Source organism: Pseudaminobacter soli (ex Li et al. 2025), from assembly GCF_003012705.1.
Taxonomy (GTDB): Bacteria; Pseudomonadota; Alphaproteobacteria; order Rhizobiales; family Rhizobiaceae; genus Pseudaminobacter; species Pseudaminobacter soli.
In genome coordinates this window covers 56245-72699 of sequence record NZ_PXYL01000017.1, presented here as the reverse complement: position 1 = coordinate 72699, position 16455 = coordinate 56245, and the positions used below count along the sequence as shown (strand labels likewise).

The following is a 16455-nucleotide window of genomic DNA, read 5'->3' as shown; positions in this document are numbered from 1 at the left end:
CAACACTAGACAGACGGAGCCGCCCATGGCGCTCAAATCCAAGCTTTTGCTCATTATCCTCGATGGCGTGCCGTATCGGAACTGGCGCCGGTTGATGGGCAATCTCGAGGGCTGGGTGCAGTCGGGCGACGCGCGCGTGTGGAAAATGCGCTCCGTGCTGCCCTCCACTTCGGCCTGCTGCTATGCTTCGATCCATACCGGTACGCCGCCGCAGGTGCACGGCATCCTCTCCAACGAGAACCGCTTTCGGGTCGGTCAACCCGACCTGTTCTCAGAAATATCCAAGGCCGGCGGCAAGACCGGCGCGGTGACACATTCCTACTGGTCGGAATTCTTCAACCGCTATCCCTTCGACCTCGTTGAGGACATGGAGTATGACGAGCCCGGCGGGCCGATCACCCATGGCCGTTTCCACACCATGACCGGCTACAACAACAAGAACCAGATGACGCCGAGCGATGTCGATCTCTTCGCCACACTCACCATGCTGACCAAGCGCCACGGCATCGACTACGGCATCCTGCACACCTGCACGCTCGATTCCATGGGTCACCGCTATGGCCACGAGTGTATCGAGATGGACCATGCCTGCTCCGCCATGGACGGTATGCTGGCGGCGTTCCTGCCGAAATGGCTCGAAGCCGGTTATGAAGTGATGGTCACCGCCGACCATGGTCAGACCGACCGCGGCCACCATGGCGGGCGCGAGGACGACCAGCAGGATTTCGCGCTCTACTATTTCGGCAAGGCCGAAGGGCCGGCGAACGAAGCCCTGCTCGACCAGCTACAGCTCGCACCGACGGTGCTTGACCGGCTCGGCTTGGAGGTTCCCGCCTCGATGAAAGCGAAGCCCTTTCTGAGGTAAAACGTGGCGACAAAAGTGAAAGCGCTAGCCCATCTTATGCACGAGGATGCCTCAGGTTCGATGTTGAGGAGTAGCTTCCGTTCCAAATGGAATCCCATTGGCATGTGGGAGCAACCGTCGGAAATATGTAGCCTTCATCTTGCGCGGCATTGGAGCCGGTTGCTGCGATGGCCCCGGCCGTTGAAGTTCTTAGTGGCAGGTCAATGATGGCCTGCATTTTCCGCTCGCGCTGCTGAGCGCGTCGGCGTACCAACTGAATTCTAGAAATCGCTCTGTTGAGAAGCCTAGCTGGCGCCGAAGACCTCAGCGCTCATGCCACAAATGAATAATTCCACCTGTTTGCGGCGGCCATACGAATCCTCGCCCATCTCTCGTCGCTTGCACCGGCTGGACGCCAGCTCTATCCAACACAGCGGGCACGTCGCGCCAGCGGAGGCTCCTTCCGAACTCTTCCATTCGCCTGGATATTTCCGAAGTCAGGATGAACTCGGTCGTGAACCTCCGGACGTCTGAGGCGGTATCCAACAGGTTACCGAGCGCCCTTCAGCGTCGTCGGCAACGAATGCCTGCTTTGAGGAAACGATGAAGCTGATCCGAATGACCAAAATGGGGCGCGTTGCAGACTGGCAGTTTGGGGGCCGGGAGCGGACGGTCTGGTTTCGGGAGCTAGACGGCTATAGCGGCCGTTAATTTCAGGGCATCAGCAGCGGCGACTTGAGCGGCGACTTGTTTGTCACGAGCAATGCCATACTTTCCCGGCTCTCAATGCCAGGCGAAGCGACGAAGCTAGTCGTCGGCGTCTGAAGCCGCCGCACACAGCGGCAACGCTGTCGAGGTTCACATGACAGCCCACCTAATTGCGAAGCACAAGATCACGGACATCATCAAGTTCCAGGATCACGACTGGGGCGGGCGTGTCCTTCTCGCCGGAGGTGAACTGCGATGACGAAGATCCCAACACCTTGCAAGCTGGTGATTGCATTGCTCGCCTTATCCCTGATGGTGCTGCCCGTCGCGGCACGGCAGCCTGCGGGCAATCTCGCCAACGCCACAGTACTCATCCTGCGCCATGCCGATAAACCCGATCACGGCTCCGGCCTTTCAGCCGCCGGCGATGCAAGAGCCATAGCCTATGCTCGCTACTTTCATCCGTTTCGCGCGAATGGCAGCTCGATTGAGCCCAACGCACTGTTTGCAACCAAAGACAGCCAGGAAAGCCATCGGCCGCGTTTGACACTGGAACCGCTAAGCAAGTCGACTGGCCTGCCAATCAACACCCATTTTGCCAACGGAGAAGAAATCGCTCTGGTCGCGGCGCTGCGCGCCCAACCACAGGGGCAGCACATCCTAATTGCCTGGCACCAGGGACATATCCCGAACCTGCTCAAGGCACTGGGCGCCGATCCCGCCGCCCTCCTGCCGCAAGGCAAATGGCCTGGTGATGTTTATGACTGGGTGATCGAACTTTCATTCGACGCCGATGGAAAGCTGGCGGCTAGTCGCAGGATCGTGGAGAATCTGTCTGCTTCCCCGTAAGAAGCTCAGCACGCTGAGCGTGACGGGTGGGCAGTGACCGACAACACTTCGTGACCCGGCTTCGGACCGCTGCGATGACGGATCGAAGGTCAGGACTGAATCGCTTGCGCAGATGTTTGCTGCGGCACTGTATGGTGGACACCCTGCCCAACCGAGACAGGTGCGCCGCGGCCCGCTATGAGCGTCCGCTTGCCATGGCGGCACGCACCCATAGGCCCAGTGCGCCCGGTTGCGCCGCTCCGCCGCCGGCTCAGCGACGGAGCCCGCCCTCGTCTACCGCATCCGCAGGATGATCACGCGGTCGCTCGATGCATCCGTCCGTTCGCGCAGGTCGCCGACCTACCGCAGCGTCACCGCGCCGCCAGCATTGCCCCAGGATTTGCGCACGAAGGTGGCGATCTCGGCGATCTCGCGGTCGTTCAACTGCACCCGGTAGGGCGGCATGCGGTAGCTGTCCCGGCACACCGTTGACGACCACGCGCCCCCGCCATTGAGGATGATGTTGACCACTGAGTCCGGGTGGGGCGAAAGCGGCGGCACGTAGGTGCCCCTGCCCTGACCGTCGCGGCCGTGACAGTAGCCGCATTTCTGCAGGTAGAGCTGGGCTCCCGGTGCGGCTGCCGCGGTGGAGGCGGCGAAAACCTCGATCCGGGCTTTTACTCTATGTTGCAATGGAGCGTTGGATACAGGCGAGACTCTTTGGGTAGGGGCTCTGGAAACGTATTGAAGAACACCTTCGAGGGATTGTCTTGTAAGAAACTCAATTGGTGCGTATGCTGTAAAGGTCGATGTTGTTGGCGAACTTTGTTTCTGCGCCTGGCGCTCTACCGATCTTCCTCTCAATTTCGAAGACTACGACGTTTGGCGCTCCGCCAAGCGGCGAACCTCTGTGCCGATTGAAAGGAAATCGTCATGACTACCGGAACCGTAAAGTTCTTCAATTCCACCAAAGGCTTCGGCTTCATTCAACCTGACGACGGCTCCGCCGATGTCTTCGTTCATATCTCGGCCGTCGAGCGCGCCGGCATGCGTACCATCGTCGAGGGCCAGAAGCTCTCCTTTGATGTCGTGCGCGACGAGCGCAAGGGAAAGAGCGCGGCAGAGAATCTTCAAGTCGCGTAAGTCGCTTCGCCTCCAGTCTTTTTTGCCATGGATGCAATGGCAGTCGAGGTGAACAGGAAAAGGTCGGGCAATGTCCCGGCCTTTTTGGTTTCTGAAAGGAAGCTCGATGAAGAAAATAGCTGACGTTTTCAAGCCGAAGCCGACAACCCGTGAGTTCAGGGGTGATACAACCACAAGCGCGGCACGACAGATCACCGAAGGAGAAAAAGTTGCCCGTGAGGCCAAAACCGAACGGCTACGACTGGCCCGCTTGGCGAAGGAGGCTGCAGAGCCGCCAATGACGACGCGCAAACCGAATCCAGGGTCGGTCAAGGAGCGGGGCGTGCCGGCAAAGAAAAAGCCAGCCGGCTCGGGCCAAATCTAGGATGATATGAGGCAACTGCCTCGTGGAACAGCCCGCCGTACTTTGGGTCGGCGAACGAATTAGCTTGCTTAATGGCGTCATGCCCCCCATATGAAGGTGATCGGCTGCTGACCGGCCGGGAACGCTCTTCGAGATACGAGGTTGGGTTTCCCTGAGTGGCAGCTGTATTTGCCCTGATTGATGGTGTGCCGACCACGAAGGTACCGGCGGTGCACAAGTCTCAGGATTGAAGGGGAAGCGGGCATCACGGCCCGCTTTTTTCATATGTACGGGCCGGAAGGGCCCTAGCGACACGAGGCTATCCTACTCCATATGGCTCGGGCGTGGCCGACCTTCATGCCGGACGGATCAGCCTGGGGCGGCGCTTGGGCTTTCATGACTTCGTTCTTCGCGTTTCGGCGGCTGTAGTGCTCATCGATACCTCGCGATCCTTCCGCAGCGCCGCTTCCAGATAGGCGGGGTCTATCTGCATGATCTGGCCGGACCTGACCCCGATCTGAATCGCGGGCAGATGGATGAAGGTTGCGATACGCCGATAGGCCGGCCAGGAAATCCCTTCGAGCATAAGCATCGAGGGATTCCTGATCGAAGGTGAAAATATCCTGCCCGAGGTACAAAGGAACCCCGGCCCTGGATGCAGGCCTTATGGCTTCTGCTCAAGCGGTGGAGCACTAAGGGATTGCGCCCAACGGGCACGCACAAGTAGTGGGCAAAGGCCCTCGGGCTGAAGGGTGCAGTCAAGCTCTTGGATTAACCCCTGTCGGAAGAGACCGGGACCGATAAAGTGTTGACGCACTTGGCCGAGGGCCGCCTCAACCAAAGGGCTAAAGCAGCCTAACGCATGTCGAAGCGGCTTTGCTGATCCCGATGTGGCATGCTGCCGGTTTTTCGGACACACAGTTTGAGGTGGACGCCATGAAGTTGCTCATCGCATCGATTGCCGGTTCGTTTTTCGCAGTTCCGGCGAGTGCCGCTCCAGCGGCGAACGAACCGAGGCAAATCGCGTCGCAATGGTACGAGGCCTTTGGGCACCATGATGCGGGACTGCTTGAGAAGATACTCGCGCCGAGCTGGGTCGACATCCCTTCGCCTCCCGACGCTCCACACGGACCCGAGGCAGCAAAAGCGGCAATGGCCATGCTGGTGAATGCATTTCCCGATTTCGACATCAAGATCGAGGACCTCATCCAGGACGGAAACAAGGTCGTTGTTCGGTCCACGATCACTGGAACGCAGCGCCAAGCTTTCGCCGGTCTGCCCGCAACGGGGCGATCCATGAGGATTCAAGCTGTCGATATCCACGAAATCGAGAACGGCAAGATCGTTCGTACCTGGCACACCGAAGATTGGATGACCGGTCTGCGGGAATTGGGCCACCTGTCTCGATAGGCAATCGAGATCGGGGCCCGACATCGGACCCGCAGACTGCGGCGATTGTGGCAGCAATTTCATGGCAGTAGCCCGAATCCGGTACCGATTCCATGGCGACCGCAAAAGTTGGGCCGCATGCAAAAAATCGAACACCGCTAATCCAAGAATAATTCGGGTGCTCGTTGGAACCGCCGAAGCCGGGTGGCGTTTACGGCGCGCACCCGCATCATGTTCCGCGGGGCTTAGAAGCTCAGCCAAACTTGATGCTCCGGGGCGACGTACGCGCTGGCGATGCACGTCGGCAGGACACTGAGACCAGGGCCTTCGCCCAATCAACGACGTCAGCAAAACGAAGAGGAGCGTGAACATGCCAGCTCGACAGTCCGACGCGTCGTCGAAAACGGCAAAGGCGATGAGTGTCGCCGATTACATCATTGATCGGCTTGCGGCAGAAGGGATCGAACACTGCTTTGGTGTCGCCGGCGACTATGTGTTCCCGATCTGCAACGCGGTTGATAGCAGCCCCAAAGTGAAGTGGATCGGCTGTGCCAACGAATTGAATGCGGCTTACGCCGCCGACGGCTATGCGCGCATCCGTGGCGCAGCGATGTTGGTGACGACCTATGGCGTCGGCGAGCTCTCGGCCATAAACGGCGTAATGGGCGCCAAGGCGGAACGATCACTGATTTTTCACATCGTCGGAATGCCATCCTACCAGAACCAGCGCGTACACAAGATCGCCCATCACACGCTCGGCGACGGCGTGTTCGGCAATTTCGTTGCGCTGTCTGCCGACGCAGCCTGCTGTCACGCGGTCATCAATCCGGAGAACTGCGTCGTCGAAATGGAGCGCCTCATCGCGGAGGCGCACCGCAACAATCAGCCGGCCTATATCGCCGTGCCGTCGGACTACGCGCTATCCCCGGTCGTCTCGGCCGACGTGAAGCCGATCGTGCCACGATCAAACGAAACAGCGTTGAAAAAGGCGATGGCGGCTATCGCCGAGCGTATCAACAAGGCAAAATCCGTCGTCGCGATTCCGGCCGCCACAGTTTCGCGGCTTGGCCTGCAAAAGCAGGCACAGAAGGCGATCGAAGCGTTGGGCTGTCCTTTTGTCACAACGCTCATGGAAAAATGCTCGATCGACGAGGGTCATCCACAGTTTGCCGGCATGTATGCCGGCGCGGTGTCAGAGCCGAACACGCGGCAAATCGTCGAGGGCGCCGATGTCGTCCTCGATCTGGGCGGTGTCAATCTGAACGACATCACCACGGCCGCCTATTCCGACCACCTCGATCTGTCCCGGTTTATTACCGTCGGCCTCGACGACGTCAGGATCGGAGACGAAGTCATCGCCAATGTCCGGCTTGCGGACGTTCTGTCTGAGCTGGCCAAGTTCAAACGGTCATCGGCGCCATACCGGGGAAAGCCGCAGGGACTTGCACCGGTGAACGGCGACCCGTCCGACAAGATGACGATGGCGGCGCTCTATCCGCGCTATGCAGCATTCCTGCGCGCCGGGGACACGGTCGTTCTCGAGACAGGGAGTTCAAGCCTCGGCATGACGCCAACCATCCTTCCGGATGGAGTGCGGGTGGAAGCGCAAGTTCTGTGGGGGTCGATCGGTTGGGCGACGCCGGCGGCCCTTGGTATCGCGCTTGCCGACCCGAGCCGGCGCACAATTCTGATCACGGGCGAAGGTTCGCATCAATTGACTGCGAACGACATTGGCGCGATGGGACGGTTCGGAGCGAACGTAATAGTCTTCGTGCTCAACAACAGTGGTTACCTTGTCGAGCGGGCTCTGGAGGAAAATCCGAACTGGACCTACAACGACCTCGCGCCCTGGAACTACGCCGAACTGCCCAAGGCACTCGGTTGCACCGACTGGTTCACCGCTCGTGTGACCACGCTCGGCGAACTCGATGAAGCGATGAAGTCGGCCCGCGCCAGCAAATCCGGCGCCTATATCGAAATCATGGCCGGCAAGATGGATATGCCACCGGCTCTCGCCTTCGCCCATGGCCAACTGCAGGCGATGTACGGCGCCACGCCATAATACCAGATGCGGGGCAAAACAAGCGGCCGTTGAGTGTTTCGCCCGTCGAATCGCAGCCGGAGATCCCGTGGGCTTGCGGCCGACACGATAATTGGCACCCACATCGAACCCAAAGCGGTGAAATGGTCGGCTGGCCGCGAAGCATCAGGTGGGATCGGAGGATTGTGGACTGCTGCAGGGTGACGTCGTCGCCGACGTCCACAACATGCGCGTATCCGCAACGGTTATTGCCAAACGGACAGCTATACGCCTTCAAACTCATGCCTGACATCGACAGCATACCCAAAGCATGCCGGATAGAGACGGTGGAGCCTCGAGAGTGACCTGCCTTAGATAAACCGTAATCGCCTTATATCTTCTCTGCTCGTCTATTTGGCCTGAATTGGCCTCTCGCGGCGTCAGAGGTTCTCGACCCGCCAACCCTATCCAGATTTACGACGCTCGGATCCGTGCAAGGTTTTGCCATCGCGATGGCAAAACGAACGTTTTCGTTCAGCGCGCTTGTGCGCACTGGCCTAACGGGTAGTCGAGGACCAAACGGATATGCCGACAGCTCTCGATCTCCACTGAGGTCCGAAAACAGCGAAAACGGACAGGGTAAAATCCAGTCTTTGGTTCGCGAGGGCAAGAACATGCCGACACGCACGACCCAATCCATCGTCCACTTCTTCGCGCCCTTCGCATTGAGAGGTGTCGACGAGGTGCAGCCGCCGGGCGACTACGTCATCGATCAAGATGAGGACCTCATCGACGGAGCGTCATGGCTCGCCTATCGCCGCGTCGCAGCCTTTATCCACCTGCCAGCCGTCTCGACAAACAAGATGACAGCGCAACTGGTTGAGATCGATCCCTCCGAATTGGAAGCCGCACTCAAGCAGGATCATGAACAGGATCAATGAAGCTCCAAGCTCGCGCCAAAATCTGGAACGCGCGAAACCAAAGGACAGAAGAAGATGTCACCGCATCGTTTCGCCATAGGACAGTCGGTTCACCTCAAGAACAGGATCAACCAGTCAGACACGACGGAGGGAGTCTACCGCATCACCGCGACCCTGCCGGAACGGGACAACTCACCTCAATACCGCATTCGCAATGATGGCGAGCGGCATGAGCGTGTGGCAACCGAGAACACCCTTGTACTCGTCGACACGCCGCTGGTCGCAACCGGATTCAACTGACGGGAGATTCCATGGCCAGCAACTGCAAAACCGGGAAACCAAAGAAGGCAAAGACGCCAGTCAAGGTCGAGATTCCGTTTGGCGCGCAGGTAAGCTGATCGACAGGTACTCCAGATGAACGTCGTCATCGAATTCTATCGGCTCCGGGAACTGGACAACGCGCACGCGCTTCTCGGTCGCGCAACCTGCGACGTGATCGATACTGACGCGGCGATCGGGTTGGCCAGATCGCTCTTCCGCACGCTCGATATGCCGCAGGATCCCGACATCGTCAGCATCAACGACGATCTGGGGCTCGAACTCTACTGCGCGACGGTTAGGCCAGTCTGGAAGGAAGCGGCTTTGTCCAAACGGCGGTTCATTCACAAAGGACAACAATAATGACACAGATCACAATAGCCTCCGACCCCAAGCAGCCTGTTCCATGCCCGACACCGGATCTTATGCCTGATGGCCGCATCCGCCCGAACGAAAATGCCGAGCTTTTGCGCCGTAAGAAATCCGACTGTGACGGCACCCTTCGGCGTATTCGTGAACTCGTGGAACGCAACAGGCTGCTGTAGGCGGCAAAGGTTCGCGGCCAGGATCGAATGAATGAGCCTTGGATCATCTGGTGAGGAGTACTGCCATGCACATGAGCGACCCAAAAAACGAGAGTAGCCGAGATGCTATGGATATCAGCGTCTGGGAAAATGAGGGTGGCGCGCTGGCGCAGCACAGCATCTACCGCACCTATGGCCGCCGGGTGGAGATGGACGGGTCATGGACGATCTATCACGTATTCACTGGGGTCCCTGCTGTCTTGGATGGTCGTGCCATGACTGGACTGCGACGAGCGGAAGCCACCGCCATGATGATTCATCTCAATGCGCGCAACGCCCTAGGATGCAAGGTAGCAAGACGGGCCGAGGTGGCGAGATGCGAGCCGAGGCAGACGGGACGCAAGCAATGACGCTGATCTTTCCCAATCGATGCCGAAGCTACGATGAAGCCGGAAAGCGCATTCGCTTCATTGGGTATGACGGAACTTTCCAAATACCCTTCTCAATCGAGGTACGTGCACTGTTGAACGTGGTGCCCGCGTTTGATGCCGAAGAGAAATGCCTAGCGGCCTTTGATGCGGCCCGCTTTACAATTCTGGAAGCCGCGCAGAAGGCGTATATTCCCGGCAATAAGACCTTTTACGTCCTGACGGAAGCCGATCTCAGAAGCACCGAACGTTAGTGATCCCGCCACCCCGCGCGGGACGCCCAGAGGGTGGCTCTAGCGCTGCGCCGATTAACGCCTTTAGCCGGCCAGCCAACGCGAAGTTGCCGACGAATCTGCGCAGCCGCTGACGAGACCAACGCCGTCGGCGCGGGTCCCTATGATCGGACTTCCGCGAAAGTGACAAGGCGGCGGCGCCTTTCGTCCCAAAGCGCGAGATTGATGCAGGCCAGGCTCTTGCCGAATGTGAGCTTGACGCGCTCGCTTGCCGCACGGAGCTCTGCGCTGTCATTGAAGCATGCCTGCAATCGATAGAACGGAACGCGGCTGCAGAGATGATGAATATGGTGCAGGCCGATCGAACCGGTGATCCACTGCGCGGCGCGAGGCAGCACATACCAGGAGCTGCCGCCAAACGCTGCGACATGCAAATCCCACGCGTCGCCCTTGTCCCAGCGCGTCTCCTCGAACTGGTGCTGAATGTAAAACAGCCAGCCGCCGGCCCATGCGCCCATAACCACCACGGGCAACACCGCAAGCATTGCCGCCCAGCCCGACAGCCAGACCAGCGCGCCGTAGAAAGCAACCAGCGCCAGATTGAGCCCGCCCGCGCTGCGCCATGCGTCCACGCGCGGTATCGCCTCATTGTATGGAAGCCGGTGCACTACGAGAAAATAGAGCGGAACACCGAGGACGATAAGGACCACCGGATTGCGGTAGATGCGATACATCAGCCGTTGACGGGGGTTCATCGCCTCGTATTCGGCGACCGTCCTGGTGTTGATGTCGCCGATGCCGCGCTTGTCGAGATTTCCCGAAGAGCCGTGGTGGGCTGCATGCGCCTTCTGCCAAAGCGTGTAGGGGGTAAATGTAAGCACGCTCAGCGCGCGCCCGATCAAGCGGTTTGCCAGGCGCGAACTGGTGAAGGAGCCATGACCGCAATCGTGCTGGATCGCGAACAGCCGGACCAGAAAAGCCGCGCAAGCCGGAGCCAGCAGCGCCACCAAGGCCCATCGCCAGCCGCCGAGCAATGGCCCGGCATAGGCGGTAAGCCAGACCAGTGTTGCGGCGATCGTCAGGAAGGGGGCGAGCGTGAGGGCCAACTCGACTGTCGCGCGGCCGTTGTCGGGATCGCGAAAGCGCTGGCAATGTGACACGAGCCGACGAACAAGCGCCCTTTCGGCGGCATGATCGACTACGGGGGAGGCTCCGTCAGGAGGAATCTGGCCGTCTTTGCCGGACGGCATCAGCTCGTTCATTCGGGCTCCGAATTTCTCATTGTTGATCTGGGTACGTGTCACGCCATCTGTCATTAAGGCGCAGCGGATGGGATGGCTAGTAAAACTACTGTGGCAAATTGGCCTCGGCCTCGCATGGGTACCGCTGATCTCGGTCCCGTGCCTTGCGTCCATGTTGCTGCGGCTCGCTTCTTCGGCACTGCCTTTCCCGGCGGCACGCTGGCCGTCAACATCGTTGGCTCACTCGCGATTGGCCTGCTTGCCGCCTCCGTCGCGCCCTGGGGAGAAGCAGCACAGGCCCCAATCACCAGTCGTATCCCGGCGAACGACTGCAGTCCAGTCATCGTCAGCTAGACCGGAGTGTTCGGCTGCGTTCTGTTTGGAGGGATACATGTTCGCTCCCTCGGTAAGATCATTGCTCTGTCGCTCAGTGAACATCACGTTGCTCCGCTCGCAAGCCGATTCATGCGTCTTCATCCCCATTCCGTAACAGTGACCGACATCGCTGGAACTCCGCATTTTGCTTTCAAAGTGAGTCGCGCGCTGGCCAGCGGATTCGTCATGTCGCACTAGGTAGATACTTTGAACGCAAGAAACGGAGTGGCCGGTCGAAGGCGCTGGAATATGTCGTCCCCGATAACGCTAGCAAAAAGGTTGTTCGACATATGAAACTACTTGACGGCAAGGTTGCCATCGTCACCGGCGCATCTGCCGGGATCGGTCGCGCTGTAGCGCTGATGTTTGCCGAGCATGGCGCGGCGGTCGTCCTGACGGCGCGCCGCAAAGCTCGACTTGATGAGGTCGCCGACGAAATCCGCGCGAAGGGCGGACACGCCTATGCTTCCGCTGGAGATATCGGGCACTCCGACACCCATGAACGTCTCGTGATCGACGCGGTGCGTGAATTTGGAGGCCTCGACATCGCCGTCAACAATGCCGGGACTGTTGGTCCGACAAAACCGCTTGTCGAGATCGAGCCGGAAGACTGGCAGCAGACGCTGACCATCAACCTTACGGCGGCCTATCTCGGGGCCCGCAGTCAGATCCCCGCCATGCTCAAGCGCGGCGGAGGCTCCATTGTGTTCACGTCCAGCTTCGTCGGAACCAGCGTCGGATTACCCGGCATGGCCGCCTATGGTGCATCGAAGGCGGGTCTGATGGGCCTCGTGAAAGGGATAGCCGCCGACTACGCATCGCAGGGCATCAGAGCAAACGCCCTTCTGCCGGGTGGCGTGGATACAGACATGGCCGGCGATCAAAGCCAGAAGGAATGGGCTGCCGGCCTGCATGCCATGAAGCGGATTGCTAAATCCGAAGAGATCGCTTCCGCCGCTCTCTTCCTCGCAAGCCCCATGGCGAGTTTCGTTACAGGTTCAGCTCTCTTCGCCGATGGCGGCAATGCTGCCGTGAAGTAACGGGCGTAGCGCAGAATGCGTAGGCGGCGCGTCAGGGATGCCCGGCACTGGCAATCCTTTCTGCGTTTCGGCGGTCGATTTCCTACGGCCGCCTTGGTTCAAACCTACGCACTTGCACAAGCGGGCGGCCAGGGTGGCGATGCCGTGCAGGCGCAGGCGATCGTTCGGCCGCCGGCGCAGGCGCATGCTGACATAGACGCGGTCGCCGAACAGATCGGCCAGCTTGCGAAGCTGACGACACGGTCGGGATGAAGTCCTGCCTGCGAGATCGCCGGAAAGAACAGGTCGGGGCGGGTCATGCACCAGAGCACCTTGCCCCGCGTCCGGGCGGCGATGCCGGCCACGAACAGCGCGGCTGCCGCGCCATCGACCGTCCCGCCCCCGCCGCCGGCGATCTCGCGCAACGCGCCAAAGGCGAGCCCGCCGCCCGGCAACGCACGGTCCATCTCCGGAACCGCAAACGGCAGCACGGATTGGGTGCGTGCCGCGCCACCTTCGAGCTGGCCGATGCGCGCTCGAAGCTCGGCAAGCACAGGATTAAGAGCAGGCTTCGACACGACAGAAATGGCACTCCTTCTCGGGTTTCCAGCGGCTCTTCAAGCTGATATGTTCCTTGTTTGTTCCTGACGTGTCGACGAGTCAATCCACCCCAAAGGGCGTTTCCGACCATGAAGTCGCCTTTGACCGGCCCCGCGACGGGATTCTGCAAGGCCGATCAACGGGATGGGAGAAGAGAACAGGACAGGATTTTTTTCTTAGGAAATTTCTTGGGGGCTCGGCGCGCACTTGCGCTCGATGGGGAAGTGAGATGAGCGAGGACGTCGCGACACAGACCAGGAAGATCATCCATGTCGACATGGATGCCTTCTACGCGTCGGTCGAACAGCGCGACAATCCGGAGCTGCGCGGCAAACCGGTCGCCGTCGGTAGCCCGGCAGCCCGCGGCGTGGTCGCAGCCGCAAGCTACGAGGCGCGCGTTTTCGGTGTGCGCTCGGCGATGCCCTCGGTGACCGCGGCACGCCAATGCCCCGACCTTGTCTTCGTGAAACCGCGTTTCGACGTCTATCGCCCCGTCTCGATGCAAATCCGCTCAATCTTCGCCGAGTACACGCCGCTGATCGAGCCGCTGTCGCTCGATGAGGCCTATCTCGATGTCACCGAGAATCTCAAAGGCGTGGCGATCGCGACAGCTATCGCCACGGAAATCCGCGCCAGGATCAAGGCGGTCACGGGCCTCAACGCCTCGGCCGGCATCTCTTACAACAAGTTCCTCGCCAAGATGGCCTCGGACCTCAACAAGCCGAACGGCCAGGCCGTCATCTCGCCGAAGAACGGCCCCGCCTTTGTCGAGGGCCTGCCGGTCAAAAAGTTCCATGGGGTCGGCCCGGCAACGGCAAGGAAGATGGCGGCGCTCGGGATCGAGACCGGCGCGGACCTGAAACAAAAATCCATGGAGTTCCTGACCGACCACTTCTGCAAGTCAGGCCCCTACTTCCACGGCATCGCGCGCGGCATCGACAACCGGCAGGTGAAGCCGGACCGTGAGCGAAAGTCGGTTGGCGCGGAGGACACGTTCGCGATCGATATCGCCGACCTGGCCGAGGCGAAACGCGAGCTTGCGCCGCTGGTCGCCAAGGTCTGGCGATACTGCGACAGCCACGACATATCGGCCAAGACCGTGACGGTGAAGATCCGCTTCGCGGATTTCCAGATCATTACCCGCAGCCGTACCGTTCCAACCGCATTCCCGGATGACAACGCGATCTTCACCGCAGCGACGACGCTGCTGGAAGCAGCCTATCCGTTCCGGAAATCGGTGCGGCTGCTCGGCGTTACGCTTTCGAGCCTCGGCCGGAGTAACGTGCCGTCGCCGGCGCAACTCGAATTCCTTCTCTAGCGTGTAACGCCGCGCCATTTCATGCTCTGGAACACCTACAAACACAAACCTAGTGGACCCCGCATCCTGCCGGAAGGACTAGCCGACATCACATGCCGCCCAATTTTTGCGTCCAAAATTTGCTCCTTCCCGCCTTCAGCCGCGCTACAGGGGGACGGAACTTGGGATGGCGACCACCTCGCACTTGGAGAATGGGCAGATTTTGTGCGTCGAAGCTCTTGCATGTAGATACCTAATTGCATTAGGATATATCCTAATTTAATTAGGGTTTGCTGAAGTGCCACGAATTGGCCTATCACGGGACCGCCTCGTCGAAGCGGCTGCAAAGCTTGCGGACGAACACGGCTTCGACAAACTGACGCTTGCTGCGCTCGCGCGCCACTTCGCTGTGAAACTGGCGAGCCTTTACTCCCACGTGAAGAACTCGGATGACCTCAAGACCAGCGTCGCGCTGTTCGCCCTGTCTGAACTGGCCGACCGAGCAGACGAGGCGGTGGCCGGCCGTGCGGGCAAAGACGCCCTCGTTGCCCTGGCCAACGTCCATCGCAATTTCGCGCGCGAGCATCCTGGTCTGTTCGAGGCGGCACGCTTCCGTCTTGACGCCACTTCCGCGGCTGTGAGCGGTGGGGCAAGGCTGTCGCGCACTACTCAGGCAGTGTTGCGCGGTTATGCGCTGACCGACACCGATTGCACCCACGCGATCCGCTTGCTGGGCAGTTTCTTCCTGGGGTTTCCGGTGTTGGAATCGGCCGGAAGCTTCTCTCATAGCCAGCCCGAGGCTGAGGCCTCCTGGTCGCGCAGCCTCAATGCTCTCGATGCGCTGCTGAGGGGCTGGGCCCTCCCCTAGTCCCGCCCCCTCATTTCTCTCGAACTATTTGGACCCTGTGATGACGATCAAGCTCGCCCCGATCACGACGCCCATCACTACTGACATCCTGTTCGGTGCCCTCGAACTGGAATGCACCGATGTCGGCCTTCTTCCACACCGCCTGCCTGCGCAGGCGCGGGCGAGAAACGATGATCCGCAACTCGCCATGGCCGAAGCGCAGCCGTCTGGCGTTCGGCTGATGTTTCGGACATCGGCCGTGGCAATAGAACTCGACACCCTTCCGACCAAGCGCGACTACATCGGCATGCCGGCGCGGCCCGCCGGCGTTTACGACTTGCGCGTCGATGGACGGCTGCAACGCCAGGAGAGCGCCTCAGGCGGCAAGGTCCAGCGGATCAACATGGCCACAGCTTCTGCGGTGGTCGAGCCGGGCCAACCGCAGACGCTGCGCTTTTGCGACCTTCCGGGCCACGACAAGACGGTGGAAATCTGGCTGCCGCACGACGAGACGACGGAGCTGGTCGCCCTGCGCTCCGATGCGCCAATCACCCCTGTTGGGGCGACCGGCAAACGTGTCTGGCTTCACCATGGCAGCTCGATCAGCCAAGGCTCGAATGCCGCCTCGCCCACCGGGACCTGGCCTGTGATCGCGGCCAACTTGGCGGAGGTCGAGCTCATCAATCTCGGCTTCGGCGGCAGCGCTGTGCTTGACCCTTTCGTTGCCCGCACCATGCGTGACACGCCGGCGGACCTCATCAGCGTCAAGATCGGTATCAATCTGGTCAACACCGACCTGATGCGGTTGCGCGCCTTCGGCCCGGCGGTGCATGGCTTTCTCGATACCGTCCGCGACGGTCATCCTACGACACCCCTGCTCGTTGTCTCCCCAGTTTTTTGCCCGATCCACGAAACGGTGCCGGGTCCTAGCCAGGCCGATATCCTAGCGTTGCAACTGGGGCGGTTGCTGTTTCGGGCCGCGGGCAATGCCGAGGACGTGTCGCGAGGCAAGCTGACGCTGACCATCATCCGAGAGCAGCTCCGCGCCATCGTCCAACGCAGGTCGGGAAGCGACGCCAACATCCACTACCTTGATGGGACGGAGCTCTATGGGGAAGCGGACCACGATCGCCTGCCTCTGCCTGACCAACTCCATCCGGATGCCGACACCCACAGGCTAATAGGTGAACGTTTCGCAAATCTAGCCGCCGGCCCCTTTCGTCAACGTTATGGGTAAAGAGTGCAAAGCGCGGTTTCGCTTCTGAAAATCTCGTAGGCGGCTTCTTGATGCTCCGCGCTTGCTCCAACAGGCGAGGTGAACGGCAAGGAGCCGGGCGCTTATGACGGATTGACCATTGCACCAATTTGCGTCCCCATG

At 60.2% G+C, this 16455-nt stretch carries 20 protein-coding genes and 1 pseudogene; 17 read left to right on the top strand and 4 right to left on the bottom strand.

Going from position 1 to position 16455, the window contains the following annotated elements:
• Positions 1-25: 25 nt before the first annotated feature.
• Both C7I85_RS24205 and C7I85_RS24195 read left to right on the top strand, forming a co-directional pair.
• Complete coding sequence (locus tag C7I85_RS24205) at positions 26-865, top strand: alkaline phosphatase family protein (protein ID WP_106726578.1); 840 nt, start codon at positions 26-28, stop codon at positions 863-865.
• A gap of 942 nt (positions 866-1807) precedes the next feature.
• Positions 1808-2401, top strand: coding sequence for a flagellar basal body-associated protein FliL (locus C7I85_RS24195; protein ID WP_245445083.1), 594 nt, complete (start codon positions 1808-1810; stop codon positions 2399-2401).
• 339 nt (positions 2402-2740) lie between these two features.
• Here C7I85_RS24195 and C7I85_RS24190 read toward each other — a convergent pair whose 3' ends face one another.
• On the bottom strand, positions 2741-3073 hold the full coding sequence (locus tag C7I85_RS24190; protein ID WP_181257339.1) for a c-type cytochrome: 333 nt from the start codon (positions 3071-3073) through the stop codon (positions 2741-2743).
• Between the two features lie 240 nt (positions 3074-3313).
• On the opposite strand from C7I85_RS24190, the gene C7I85_RS24185 reads away from it, so the two are divergent.
• Positions 3314-3523: a cold-shock protein gene (locus C7I85_RS24185; protein ID WP_106726575.1), complete on the top strand. Its 210-nt coding sequence runs from the start codon at positions 3314-3316 to the stop codon at positions 3521-3523.
• 106 nt (positions 3524-3629) lie between these two features.
• A complete protein-coding gene (locus C7I85_RS24180) occupies positions 3630-3887 on the top strand; it encodes a hypothetical protein (RefSeq protein ID WP_146148941.1) in 258 nt (85 codons plus the stop codon).
• Between the two features lie 373 nt (positions 3888-4260).
• On the opposite strand, the gene C7I85_RS24175 is transcribed toward C7I85_RS24180, so the two are convergent.
• Positions 4261-4458, bottom strand: coding sequence for a hypothetical protein (locus C7I85_RS24175; protein WP_106726573.1), 198 nt, complete (start codon positions 4456-4458; stop codon positions 4261-4263).
• A 344-nt stretch (positions 4459-4802) separates the two neighbouring features.
• Here C7I85_RS24175 and C7I85_RS24170 point away from each other — a divergent pair, with 344 nt between their 5' ends.
• The 8 genes from C7I85_RS24170 to C7I85_RS24140 all read left to right on the top strand — a co-directional run bounded on the left by C7I85_RS24170 (position 4803) and on the right by C7I85_RS24140 (position 9719).
• A complete protein-coding gene (locus C7I85_RS24170; protein WP_245445082.1) occupies positions 4803-5276 on the top strand; it encodes an ester cyclase in 474 nt (157 codons plus the stop codon).
• A 349-nt stretch (positions 5277-5625) separates the two neighbouring features.
• Positions 5626-7317, top strand: a complete 1692-nt coding sequence (locus C7I85_RS24165) for an alpha-keto acid decarboxylase family protein (protein WP_106726572.1) — start codon at positions 5626-5628, stop codon at positions 7315-7317.
• A 632-nt stretch (positions 7318-7949) separates the two neighbouring features.
• Positions 7950-8216 carry a hypothetical protein gene (locus tag C7I85_RS24160; RefSeq protein WP_106726606.1) on the top strand — a complete coding sequence of 89 codons (267 nt, stop codon included), beginning with the start codon at positions 7950-7952 and terminating at the stop codon, positions 8214-8216.
• A 54-nt stretch (positions 8217-8270) separates the two neighbouring features.
• Positions 8271-8495: a hypothetical protein gene (locus C7I85_RS24155; protein WP_106726571.1), complete on the top strand. Its 225-nt coding sequence runs from the start codon at positions 8271-8273 to the stop codon at positions 8493-8495.
• A 114-nt stretch (positions 8496-8609) separates the two neighbouring features.
• The gene (locus C7I85_RS24150; protein ID WP_181257337.1) at positions 8610-8876 is read left to right on the top strand and encodes a hypothetical protein; all 267 of its coding nucleotides are present in this window, start codon (positions 8610-8612) and stop codon (positions 8874-8876) included.
• On the top strand, positions 8876-9058 hold the full coding sequence (locus C7I85_RS30655) for a hypothetical protein (protein WP_146148940.1): 183 nt from the start codon (positions 8876-8878) through the stop codon (positions 9056-9058). Before C7I85_RS24150 ends, C7I85_RS30655 begins: the two co-directional genes overlap by 1 nt.
• 65 nt (positions 9059-9123) lie before the next feature.
• Complete coding sequence (locus tag C7I85_RS24145) at positions 9124-9447, top strand: hypothetical protein (protein ID WP_106726570.1); 324 nt, start codon at positions 9124-9126, stop codon at positions 9445-9447.
• Positions 9444-9719: a DUF1488 domain-containing protein gene (locus C7I85_RS24140; RefSeq protein ID WP_106726569.1), complete on the top strand. Its 276-nt coding sequence runs from the start codon at positions 9444-9446 to the stop codon at positions 9717-9719. The genes C7I85_RS24145 and C7I85_RS24140 overlap by 4 nt, the downstream gene beginning before the upstream one ends.
• A gap of 140 nt (positions 9720-9859) precedes the next feature.
• Here the strand turns inward: C7I85_RS24140 and C7I85_RS24135 are convergent, their stop codons facing one another.
• Positions 9860-10960 carry a fatty acid desaturase gene (locus tag C7I85_RS24135; RefSeq protein ID WP_106726568.1) on the bottom strand — a complete coding sequence of 367 codons (1101 nt, stop codon included), beginning with the start codon at positions 10958-10960 and terminating at the stop codon, positions 9860-9862.
• Positions 10961-11074: 114 nt separating this feature from the next.
• On the opposite strand from C7I85_RS24135, the gene C7I85_RS24130 reads away from it, so the two are divergent.
• Positions 11075-11293 (top strand): hypothetical protein, encoded by a 219-nt coding sequence (locus C7I85_RS24130; protein WP_106726567.1) that lies wholly within the window; start codon positions 11075-11077, stop codon positions 11291-11293.
• A gap of 311 nt (positions 11294-11604) precedes the next feature.
• Positions 11605-12354, top strand: coding sequence for an SDR family oxidoreductase (locus C7I85_RS24125; protein WP_106726566.1), 750 nt, complete (start codon positions 11605-11607; stop codon positions 12352-12354).
• Positions 12355-12587: 233 nt separating this feature from the next.
• Here the strand turns inward: C7I85_RS24125 and C7I85_RS24120 are convergent.
• Positions 12588-12911 (bottom strand): annotated as a pseudogene (locus tag C7I85_RS24120) (damage-inducible mutagenesis protein); the annotation flags it as partial.
• A gap of 251 nt (positions 12912-13162) precedes the next feature.
• Between C7I85_RS24120 and dinB the strand changes: the two are divergent.
• From dinB to C7I85_RS24105, 3 genes are all read left to right on the top strand, one after another.
• Positions 13163-14251 carry a DNA polymerase IV gene (gene dinB, locus C7I85_RS24115; protein WP_106726565.1) on the top strand — a complete coding sequence of 363 codons (1089 nt, stop codon included), beginning with the start codon at positions 13163-13165 and terminating at the stop codon, positions 14249-14251.
• Between the two features lie 277 nt (positions 14252-14528).
• Positions 14529-15098, top strand: a complete 570-nt coding sequence (locus C7I85_RS24110) for a TetR/AcrR family transcriptional regulator (protein WP_106726564.1) — start codon at positions 14529-14531, stop codon at positions 15096-15098.
• Between the two features lie 40 nt (positions 15099-15138).
• Complete coding sequence (locus tag C7I85_RS24105; protein ID WP_106726563.1) at positions 15139-16314, top strand: SGNH/GDSL hydrolase family protein; 1176 nt, start codon at positions 15139-15141, stop codon at positions 16312-16314.
• Positions 16315-16455: the final 141 nt, after the last annotated feature.